This window comes from Longimicrobium sp., assembly GCA_036377595.1.
In the GTDB taxonomy this organism is placed as follows: domain Bacteria; phylum Gemmatimonadota; class Gemmatimonadetes; order Longimicrobiales; family Longimicrobiaceae; genus Longimicrobium.
In genome coordinates, this window is the sequence record DASUYB010000141.1 from 1 (window position 1) to 11,646 (window position 11,646).

2 protein-coding genes are annotated in these 11,646 nt (G+C 73.5%); both read right to left on the reverse strand.

What is annotated here, in order from left to right; all coding sequences use genetic code 11:
• Window positions 1-1,815 (reverse strand): condensation domain-containing protein (locus VF092_25135; protein HEX6750599.1); only part of this gene is annotated, 1,815 nt, incomplete at its 3' end.
• Window position 1,816: 1 nt separating this feature from the next.
• Window positions 1,817-11,635 (reverse strand): amino acid adenylation domain-containing protein, encoded by a 9,819-nt coding sequence (locus VF092_25140; protein ID HEX6750600.1) that lies wholly within the window; start codon window positions 11,633-11,635, stop codon window positions 1,817-1,819.
• Window positions 11,636-11,646: the final 11 nt, after the last annotated feature.

Consider the following 11,646-nt stretch of genomic DNA (forward strand, 5'->3'; position numbering starts at 1 on the left):
CGCCGGCGCGCTGTCCTCCAGCATGTAGCGCAGCCGGTCGGCGGGGTACGCCGGGTCCAGCGGCACGTAGGCGCCGCCCGCCTTGAGGATGGCCAGCAGGGCGGCGATCATCTCCGGGCCGCGCTCCACGCAGACCCCCACCCGTGCGTCCGGACCCACGCCCAGCGCGCGGAGGTGGTGCGCCAGGCGGTTGGCGCGGGCGTTCAGCTCGCCGTAGGTGAGCGACTCCTCCTCGAAGCGCACCGCCACCGCGTCGGGCGCGCGCGCCGCCTGCGCCTCGAACAGCTCGGGGACGCATGCGCCGGCGGGGAACGCGGCGTCGGTGGCGTTCCACTCCTCCAGCACGAGCGCGCGCTCCGCCTGGCCGAGCAACTCCAGTCGCGAGAGCCGCAGGTCCGCGTCGGCGGCGACCTGCTCCAGCACCCGCTCCAGGTGGCCGAGCATCCGCACGATCGTGCCGCGCTCGAAGAGGTCGGTGCGGTAGAACAGCCCGCCGAGCAGGCCTCGCCGCGTTGCCGCGAGGGCCAGCGTCAGGTCGAACTTGGCGAAGGCGAAATCCGGTTCGACCTCTCCGGTGCTCGACTCTGCGCTCGACTCTGCCCCGCCACTTCCCGATTCCTCCACGTCGTCCAGCGCGAACGACACCTGGAAGAGCGGCGAGTGGCTCAAGCTGCGCTCCGGCTGCAGCTCGGCCACCAGCTTCTCGAAGGGAAGCTCCTGGTGCTCGTACGCCCCCAGCATCACCTCCCGCACCCGCCCCAGCACCTCCCGGAAGCTCGGGTCTCCGCCCAGGTCGGTGCGCAGCACCAGCGTATTCACGAAGAAGCCGATCAGCCCCGCGACCTCGTTCCTCGTCCGCCCCGCGATGGGGCTTCCCACGACGATGTCCTCGCTCCCGCTGTACTTCGACAGCAGCACCTGGAAGGCGGCGAGCACCACCATGTACAGCGTGGCCCCCTCGCTCCGCCCCAGCGCCCGCAGCCGCTCCAGCAGCTCGCCGGGAAGCTCGATCCGCTCGCTCGCCCCCCAGAACGTCTGCACGGCCGGGCGGGGATGGTCGGTGGGCAGCTCCAGCAGCTCCGGCGCTCCCGCCAGCCGCTCCCGCCAGTACGCCAGCTGCCGCTCCAGCACCTCGCCCCGCAGCTGCTCGCGCTGCCAGACGGCGTAGTCGGCGTACTGCACCGGCAGCTCCGGCAGCGGCGATTCCCGCCCCTCGCTGTACGCCGTGTACAGCGCCGCCAGCTCGCGGAAGAACACCTCCATGCTCCACCCGTCGCTGACGATGTGGTGCATCGAGAGCAGCAGCACGTGATCCTCGGCGCCCAGCCGCAGCAGCGCCGCACGGAAGAGGGGCCCCGCGGTGAGGTCGAACGGCAGCACCGCCTCCTCGGTGGCGCGGCGCCTGGCCTCCACCTCGCGCTCCGCCTCGCCGAGCCCCGACAGGTCCTCCACCGGCAGCGTGAAGCCGCCGAACGGCGCGATCACCTGCACCGGAGAGCCGTCCACCTCCCGGAAGGTGGTGCGCAGCGCTTCGTGCCGCCGGACGATCTCGCCCAGCGCCCGCTCCAGCACCGCTTCGTCCAGCGCACGCCCCAGGCGCCGTGCCATGGGAAGGCTGTAGACGGCGCTTCCCGGCTCCAGCTGGTCGATGAACCAGAGCCGCTCCTGTGCGAAGGAGAGCGGAGCGCCGTCGCGATGGGCGCGGGGGACGATGCCCGACGAGCGGATCCGCCCCCTGAGCCTGGCCTCGATGAACGCGCGCTTGGCGGCGGAAAGCTCCGGGCGCGGAAGCTCGACCGTCTGTTCCGAGGCCATCTCAGGCTCCTGCAACGGGGTGGGACTCGGCCAGCCGCTCGGCCTCGAATTCGGTCATGGTCGCTGCCTCTTCATAGATCCTCCGTTCGATCTCTCCCGCCATGGCTTCCAGCGTCGGCATCGAGAACACGGTGCGGATCGAGATTTCCAGGTCGAACGTGGCCTGGACCCTGGCGAGCAGACGCATGATCAGCAGCGAGTGCCCGCCCAGGTCGAAGAAGTTGTCGTGCACGCCCACCCGCTCCCGGCGCAGCACCTCCGCCCAGATCTCCGCCAGCACCTCCTCCGCGGGGGTGCGCGGCGCCACGTACTTCTCCTCCGCCGACGCGTACTCCGGCACCGGAAGCGCCCGGCGCGCCACCTTTCCGCTGGGCGTCAGCGGCAGCGCCTCCAGCACGACGACCGCCGACGGCACCATGTACTCCGGGAGGCGCCCCTTCAGGTGCGCCCTCAGCTCGGCGGGGGTGACCACCGCCGACTCGCCCGCCACCACGTACGCCACCAGCCGCCGGTCACCCGGTGCGTCCTCCCGTACCACCACCACCGCCTCGCGCACCTCCGGGTGGTCCGACAGGACGGCCTCGACCTCCCCCGGCTCGATCCGGAAGCCCCGGACCTTCACCTGCTCGTCGGTGCGGCCCAGGTACTCCACCTCGCCGCTCGAAAGCCACCGTGCCCGGTCGCCGGTGCGGTACAGCCGGCCCCCCGGTGCGCCGAACGGGTCGGGGACGAATCGTTCGCCGGTGAGACCCGGCCGCTCCAGGTAGCCGCGCGCAACCGCGTCTCCTCCCAGCAGCAGCTCACCGGGCACTCCGATCGGCGCCGGCTCCAGGTGCTGGCTCAGCACGTAGAGCCGGGTGTTCGCGACCGGCGCGCCGATGCTCGGCAGCAGCGGCCAGCCCGCGGGCTCACCCTCGAGCACGCGCGCGCTGACCACGTGCGTCTCGGAGGGGCCATACTGGTTCACGAGCGCGCAGCCGGGCATCCGGGCGAACCAGCGCCGGATCGGCTCGGTGATGCGGAGCTGCTCGCCCGCGGTGATCACCTCGCCGAGCGAGGCGGGGGCGATCCCCAGCTCCACGGAGGCTTCGGCCAGGTGCTGCAGGGCGACGAAGGGAAGGAAGAGGCGCTCGACCCGCTCCGCTTCCAGGAGGCGCGCCAGTCGCGGCGGGTCGGCGCGGACCTCCTCGGTGGTCAGCACCAGGGTGCCGCCCGCGCACCAGGTGGCGAAGATCTCCTGGAAGGAGACGTCGAAGCTGATGCTGGTGAACTGCAGCGTCACCGCTCCCGCGGGCGCGCGCCCCGAGCGCTCCTGCCAGGCGAGCAGGTTGGCCAGCGGCCGGTGCGGCATCGCCACGCCCTTCGGCCGCCCGGTGCTTCCCGACGTGTAGATGACGTACGCCAGGTTGTCGGGGCCGACCGGCACCCGCAGCCGCTCGCCGCTCTCGCGCCCGATCTCCTCCGCGTCCGCGTCCAGCCGCACCACCGTGGCCTCGCCGGCCGGGAGCCGCTCCGCCAGGCTCGCCTGGGTCAGCAGCACCCGCGCGGCCGAGTCCTCCAGCATGTACGCCAGGCGCTCCCCGGGGTAAGCCGGGTCCAGCGGCACGTAGGCTCCCCCGGCCTTGAGGATTCCCAGCACCGCCGTCATCAGCTCGGGGCCCCGCTCCAGGCACAGCCCCACGCGTGCGTCGGGGCCCACGCCCAGCCCGCGGAGGTGGCGTGCCAGCCGGTTGGCGCGCTCTTCCAGCTCGCGGTAGGTGAGGCTCCCGCCGGCGTGGCGCAGCGCCACCGCGTCCGGCGTGCGCTCCGCCTGCGCCTCGAACAGCACGTGGACGCAGCGCTCCCGCGGGTACGCGGCGTCCGTGGCGTTCCACTCCGCCACCACCTGCCGCCGTTCCGCATCCTCCAGCAGCGCCAGCTTCGAAAGGCGCACGTCCGCATCCGCGGCGACCTCCTCCAGGACACGCTGCAGGTGCCCCAGCATCCGCCGGATCGTGCCGCGGTCGAACAGGTCGGTGTTGTATTCCAGTGACGCGGTGAGGCCTCCCGCCTGGCGTGCCGTGAACAGCGTCAGGTCGAACTTGCTCGTCCCGCCGATCCCCGCATCCAGGCCCCGCAGCTCGAGGTTCCCCGCGGTGCTTCCGGAGCGTTCCGCCTCCTGGAGCACGAACATCACCTGGAAGAGCGGCGAGTAGCTCAGGGACCTCTCCGGCTGGAGCTCGGTGACCAGGCGCTCGAACGGGATCTCCTGGTGCTCGAAGGCGCCCAGCGTCATCTCCCGCACCCGCCGCAGCACCTTGCGGAAGCTCGGGTCTCCCGACAGGTCGGTACGCAGCACGAGCGTGTTGAGGAACAGGCCGATCAGCTCCTCCACCTCCCGCCGCGTCCGTCCGGCGATCGGGCTTCCCACCACCACGTCCTCGCTCCCGCCGTACCTGCCCAGCAGCACCTGGAAAGCGGCCAGCAGCGTCATGAACAGCGTCGCGCCTTCGCTGCGCCCCAGCGCCTCCAGGCGCGGCAGCAGCTCGCCGGAGAGCGTGATCCCCTCGCGTGCCCCGCGGTACGTCTGCACCGCGGGGCGAGGACGGTCCGTGGGCAGCTCCAGCAGCTCCGGTGCTCCGGCCAGGCGCTCCTTCCAGTACGCGAGATGTCGGTCCAGCACCTCGCCCCGCAGCTGCTCGCGCTGCCACACCGCGTAGTCGGCGTACTGCACCGCCGGCTCGGCGAGCGGCGACTCGCCGTCCTGGCGGTATGCCGCGTACAGCATCGACAGCTCCCGGCGGAGCACCTCCATGCTCCACTGATCGACCAGGATGTGGTGCATGCACAGCAGCAGCACGTGATCCTCGGCACCCAGCCGCAGGAGCGCCGCACGGAAGAGCGGCCCCGCCGAGAGGTCGAAGGGCCGCGCCGCCTCCTCCGTGGCGCGCCGCCTGGCCGCCGCCTCGCGATCCGCCTCTCCCAGCGCCGACAGGTCCTCCACCGGCAGGGCGAACCCGCCGAAGGGCGCGATCACCTGCACCGGCGAGCCGTCCACCTCCGAGAAGGTGGTCCGCAACGGCTCGTGACGCCGGACGATCTCACCCAGCGCGCGCTCCAGCGCCGCCTCGTCCAGGGCTCCGCCCAGGCGCCACGCCGCGGGGACGTTGTAGGTGGCGCTCTCCGGCTCCAGCCGGTCGATGAACCAGAGCCGCTCCTGCGCGAAGGAGAGCGGCAGCGTCCCGGTACGCTCGGTCGGCACCACCGGCGGCAGCACCGGCAGCTCCGCGCAGCGGATCTCCTCCACGGCCTTCGCCAGCTCCGCCACCGTGGGCCCTTCGAAGAGCGCCCGCAGCGGCAGTTCCACGCCGAACACCGCGCTCACCCGCGACACCACCCGGGTAGCCAGCAGCGAGTGTCCGCCCAGGTCGAAGAAGCTTTCCTCCACCCCCACGCGCTCCAGCCGCAGCACCTCCGCCCAGATCCCCGCCAGCACTTCCTCCACGGGGGTGCGTGGCGCCACGTACCGGTCCGCGTCGGCCGCGTACTCCGGCGCCGGCAGCGCCTTGCGGTCCAGCTTCCCGTTCGGCGTCAGCGGCAGCGCCTCCAGCACCACGAACGCCGCCGGCACCATGTACTCCGGCAGCCGCTCGCCCAGGTGACTCCGCAGCGCCTGCGGCTCCACGCCGCCGACCACGTACGCCACCAGCCGCCGGTCGCCCGGCACGTCCTCGCGCGCCACGACCACGCAGTCGGTCACGTCGGCGTGGCCCCGCAGCACGGTCTCGATCTCCCCCGGCTCGATGCGGAAGCCGCGGATCTTCACCTGCCCGTCCAGGCGCCCCAGGTACTCCAGCGTCCCGTCCGCCCGCCAGCGTGCCCGGTCGCCCGTGCGGTACAGCCGCGCGCCGCCTTCCACCGAGAACGGATCGGGGACGAACCGCTCCGCGGTCATCGCGGCACGTCCCAGGTAGCCGCGCGCCACCCCCGCCCCGCCGATCAGGAGCTCGCCCGGCACGCCCGCCGGCTGCGGGCTACTGAACCCGTCGCAGACGTACAGGCGCACGTTCCCCAGCGGACGGCCGATCGGGTGTCCCGCCACGATCCCGTCCACCGGCACCGGGTGCGTGGAGGCCAGGATGGTGCCCTCGGTGGGGCCGTAGAGGACGTGCGTCTCCGCCCCGGGGAGCGTCTCCCGCATCTCTACCAGCAGGTCGGCCGCGACCTGGTCGCCGCCCACGAAGGCGCGCCGCAGCCGGGCGAGCCGGGGCGCCTCGCGCTCCGCCTGCACCAGCTGCCGCATCAGCGCGGGGACGGCGTGCACCAGCGTGGCGTCCGCGATCTCCTCCAGCAGCGCGGGCGCGTCCAGCACCCGCTCGCGCTCCACCAGGCGCACCGCGCCCCCCGAGATCAGCGGCAGCAGCGCCTCGAAGAGCCAGATGTCGAAGGCGTACGAAGCCATCGCCGGCATCACGTCGCCCTCGCCGATGCCGAACGCCTCGCGCGTGGCGGCGAGCAGATTGGCCAGCGAGCCGTGCTGCACCAGCACCCCCTTGGGGCGGCCCGTGCTCCCGGAGGTGTAGATGACGTACGCCAGGTGGTTGGGCCGTGCGCCGCGCTCCGGGTTCCCCGCGGACTCCGACGCGATCCGCGCCTCGTCCCCGTCCACGCTCACGACCGCGACGCCGTCGCCGGCGGAGAGCGCCGCACGCAGCGACTCCTGCGTCACCAGCACGGGCACGGCCGCGTCGGCCAGCATGAACGCAAGCCGCTCCGCGGGATAGGCGGGGTCCAGCGGGACATACGCACCGCCGGCCTTCAGCACGGCCAGCACGGAGACGACCATCTCCGGCCCCCGCTCCAGGCAGATCGCGACCCGCGTCTCCGGCCCGACGCCGAGGCCGGCGAGGGAGTGCGCCAGCCGGTTGGCACGCTCGTTCAGTTCGCCGTAGGTGAGCGATTCCTCCGCGAACCGCACGGCCACCGCCCCCGGCGTGCGCGCCGCCTGCGCCTCGAACAGCTCGTGGATGCACCGGTCCGCCGGATACCCGGCCGCCGTCCGGTTCCAGGCATCCACCACCAGGCCGCGCTCTGCCGCCGAGAGCAGGTCCAGCCGCGAGAGCCGCACGTCCGCGTCGGCGGCGACCTGCTCCAGCACCCGCGCCAGGTGGCCGAGCATCCGCTCGACCGTGCCGCGCTCGAAGAGGTCGGTGCTGTAGTTCAGTCCGCCGCGCAGGCCCTGGGGGGTCGCCATGAGCGTCAGGGAGAGATCGAACTTGGCGATCTCCATGGACGTACCGAGGCCGCCGACCTTCAGGCCCGGAAGCGCGCCTCCTCCGCCCCCGGCGTCCTGGAGCGCGAACGACACCTGGAAAAGCGGGGAGTGGCTCAGGGAGCGCTCCGGCTGCAGCTCGGCCACCAGCTTCTCGAAGGGCGCCTCCTGGTGCGCGTACGCGCCCAGCGTCACTTCCCGCACCCGCCGCAGGGTCTCGCGGAAGGAGGGGTCGCCCGAGAGGTCGGTCCGCAGCACCAGCGTGTTGACGAAGAAGCCGATCAGCTCCTCCACCTCGCCGCGCGTGCGCCCGGCGATGGGGCTGCCCACCACCACGTCGTCGCCGCCGGCGTACCTGCCCAGCAGTACCTGGAAGGCGCCCAGCAGCGTCATGTACAGCGTCGCGCCCTCGCTCCGCCCCAGCGCCTGCAACCGCTCCAGCAGCTCCGGGGAGAGCTCCACCGGGACCGTCGCGCCCCGGAACGTCTGCACCGCCGGGCGGGGATGGTCGGTGGGCAGCTCCAGCAGCTCCGGCGCGCCCGCCAGCCGCTCCCGCCAGTAGGAGAGCTGCCGATCCAGGGCCTCGCCCTCCAGCTGCTCGCGCTGCCACACCGCGTAGTCGGCGTACTGCACCGCCAAGTCCGGCAGCGGCGACTCACGCCCCTCGCGGTACGCCGCGTACAGCGCCGGCAGTTCCCGGAAGAGCACCCCCATGCTCCACCCGTCGCTGACGATGTGGTGCATCGAGAGCAGCAGCACGTGGTCTTCCTTGCCCAGCCGCAGCAGCGCCGCACGGAAGAGCGGTCCCGCGGCGAGGTCGAAGGGCCACGTCGCCTCCTCCCCGGCGCGCCGCCTGACCGCCGCCTCGCGATCCGCCTCGCCCAGCCCCGACAGGTCCTCCACCGGCAGGGCGAAGCCGTCGAAGGGCGCGATCACCTGCACCGGCGAGCCGTCCACCTCGGCGAAGGTGGTCCGCAGCGACTCGTGACGGCGGACGATCTCGCCCAGGCTCCGCTCCAGCGCCGCCTCGTCCAGCGCACCCCCCAGGCGCCATGCCCCGGGGAGGTTGTAGGCGGTGCTCCCCGGCTCCAACTGGTCGATGAACCAGAGCCGCTCCTGCGCGAACGACAGCGGCAGCGGCGAGCCGTCGCGCGGCACCGGCACCAGCGGCGGGGCTCCAGCGCCGCCGGGCATCTCCGCCACGAGCGCCTCCACGCGGCGCGCCAGCTCGGCCAGCGTCGGCGCCTCGAACACCGCCCGCAGCGGCAGCTCGGTCTGGAACGCCTCCCGCACCCGAGAGACGAGCTGTGTGGCGAGCAGGGAGTGGCCGCCCAGGTCGAAGAAGTGGTCCTCCGCCCCCACCCGCTCCACCCCCAGCACCTCTGCCCAGATCCCCGCCATCCGCTCCTCGGCCGGCGTGCGCGGCGCCACGTACGCCTCCCCGCGCGAGCCGGGCGTGTCGGGCGCGGGGAGCGCAGCGCGGTCGACCTTGCCGTTGGCGGTGACGGGGAATGCCTCCAGCACCACGAAGGCGCCCGGCACCATGTACTCCGGCAGCCGCGCGCGCGCGGCCTCGCGGATCGCGGGTACGAGCGCGCGCATGCGGCGGCCCCACTGCGGGTCGTTCGCATAGCTCTCCCACGGCCGCTCTGCATCCACCGCCACGGGGAAGCGCGCGACATCGGCGGCCGGATGGAAGAGCACGTCCAGCGTGCCGGACTCGCCGGGGCGCACCTCGATGCCCCGCGCCAGCTCGCCGGCCAGCGCGAACAGCGCCTCGGGGGCGATCCCGCCCGCCTCCCCGGCCGCGAGCGCGCGCACGGCCGCCGCGTCGGCCGCTTCACCGCCGGCCGATACCAGCTCGTACGCGCGGACGTGCTCGCGGACCCGCGCATCCGGAACGCCACGGACGAGCAGCGCCGACGCGCTCCCCTCCGCCAGCGCCCGCAGGCCGGCCGCGTCCTCCCCGCTCCACTCCCGGACCACGGGTACCGTGGCGGCGGCGGCCACGTCCAGGTGCAGCACGACGTCGTAGCGGAAGCGTGAGACCTCGTTGTCGTACTCACCCCGCTTCACCTGCACTTCCACCCGCCCCAGCCGCGGCAGCCGCGTCCGGAGCGCCTCGAAGAGCGCCGGATCGAGCAGCAGCTCCTGCTCCTCCACGATCCCGCGCCGCACCCGGTCCAGCAGGCGCCCGGCGGGGAGGTCGTCGGGTGCGCGTGCAAGCTCCACCGAGGCGTGGAAGGCACCCGCCAGCGGCAGGCTGCGTACGTCCCCCACGAAGATCCGCCCGCCCGGCCGCAGCGCCGCCGCAGCGCCTTCGAGGACGCGCAGCAGGTAGTCCAGGTCCGGGAAGTACTGGGCGACGGAGTTGAGGACGACGGTGTCGAACTCCGCTCCGGCGAACTCCGCCAGCTCGTCCGCCTCACCCTCCGAAAGCGTTACCTGCGGCGGCACCGCGGCATGCCGGCGCACGTGCTCCAGCGCCACGCCCGAGAAGTCGGTCCCGTGGTAGGCCCGCGTGTGCGGCGCCACGCGGAACAGCAGCAGCCCCGTCCCGCACCCGATCTCCAGCACCCGCTCCGGACGCAGCGCCAGGATCCGCTCCGCCGTGTGCTCCACCCACGCGCGCATCTCCTCGCGCGGGATCGGCTCGCCCGTGTAGCTGCTGTTCCACCCCTTCAGCTGCAGGGTCGGATCTTCTTCCCCCTCGTCCTGCGCGTAGGTGTCGTCGAACAGCGTTTCCCACTCGGACACCTGCTCCCTGCCGCCGCCGGCGGTCTCGACACCCTCCGCGTCCGGGACGACATAGGCGACCAGGCGCCTGTCTCCGGGAGCGTCCTCCCTCGCCAGCACGACGGCCTCACGGACGCCGGGCTGACCGCGCAGCACGGCCTCCACCTCGCCGGGCTCGATGCGGAAGCCGCGCACCTTGACCTGCTCGTCGGCGCGCCCCAGGAACTCCAGCACCCCGTCCGCGCGCCAGCGGGCACGGTCGCCGGTGCGGTAGGCCCGCTCCGTCCCGGTGCCGACGAACTTCTCGGCGTTCAGCTCCGGCCGGCCCAGGTAGCCCCGCGCGACCCCTCCGCCCGAGATCCACACCTCGCCGGGCACCCCGACCGGCGCCAGCTCGCCGCGCGGGCCGCGCACGGCCAGGCGCACTCCCGGCAGCGGGCGCCCGAGCGGATGCCCGGCGAGCGCACCCTCCGCGGGCACGGCATACGTCGCGCAGATGATGGCCGCCTCGGTGGGACCGTACAGCACCAAAGTCCTGACGTCGGGGAAGACCTCGCGCATGTCCTCCAGCAGGTCGGGCGGCACCGTGTCCCCGCCCACCAGCAGGAGCCGCAGCGAGGGAAGCGTCCGCCCGCCGCGCACCACCTCCACGACCTGCCGCATCAGCGCGGGGACGGCGTGCAGCACGCTCACGTCTCCCGCGGCCTCCACCAGCGTCTCCGGGTCCCGCGCGACCTCGTGCGGAATGATCCGCACCGCGCCCCCGGCCAGCAGCGGCGTGACCAGCTCCAGCAGCGAGATGTCGAACGCGGTCGAAGCGAGCGCCGCCACCACGTCCCCTGCCCCGAAGCCGAGCGTTTCGAGGCTGGCACGCAGGGTGTGGGTGAGCTGCGCGTGCTCGACCATCACCGCCTTGGGCGTGCCCGTGGAGCCCGAGGTGTAGATCAGGTAGGCGAGATCGCCGGGACCACCACCGCCGCGGGGCTCCAGCTCTCCGCCGGGCAGTTCGCCCTGCGCGGAGGGGTCGAGCAGGAGGACTTCCGCCTCGCTCTCCGGCAGCAGCCCGGCCAGCGCCGGCTCGGTGACCACCAGCTCCGCGCCCGAGTCACCGAGCAGGAAGGACAGCCGCTCCGCCGGATGGGAGGGATCGAGCGGCAGGTAGACGCCGCCCATCTTCCAGACCGCCAGCAGCGCAACGACGGCCCCCGGACCGCGCTCCAGGCAGACGGCGATCGTAGCCCCCGGCACAGCCCGGCTGCGCAGGCGCCGCGCGAGCCGCTCCGCCCGCTTGTCCAACTCGGCGTAGGTGAGCGCCTCCCCCGCGAACAGGACGGCGGGCGCGTTGGGTGTCCGGGCCGCCTGCTCCGCGAAGAGCAGATGCACCGGGGCGTCACCCGTGCCGTCGCGCGCGGGACCACTCCCGTACGCGAGCAGCGTCCGCGCCTCCTCGTCCGGAAGGATGGCCAGGCGCGACAGGCGCTCCTCCGGCGAGGCGCAGGCGGCGACGAGCGCGGCCCCGTACTGCGCCGCGAAGCGCTCCATGGTGGCGGCGTCGAACAGGTCGGTCCGGAAGCGCAGGCTCCCGAAGAGCTCCTCGCCCACCTCGAGAAGATCCAGCTCCAGGTCGAAGCGCACCGCCTGGACCTCGCCCCCGAACAGCTCCAGCCGAACCCCGGCCATGGCGGCCCCCCCGCCGGCGTCCACGTTCTGGAGCTGGAACATCACCTGGAAGAGCGGCGTGTGCGACAGGCCCCGCTCCGGGGCGACCTCTTCCACCAGCCGCTCGAACGGCAGCTCCTGGTGGGCGTATGCCCCCAGCGCCGTCTCCCGCACGCGGCCCACGA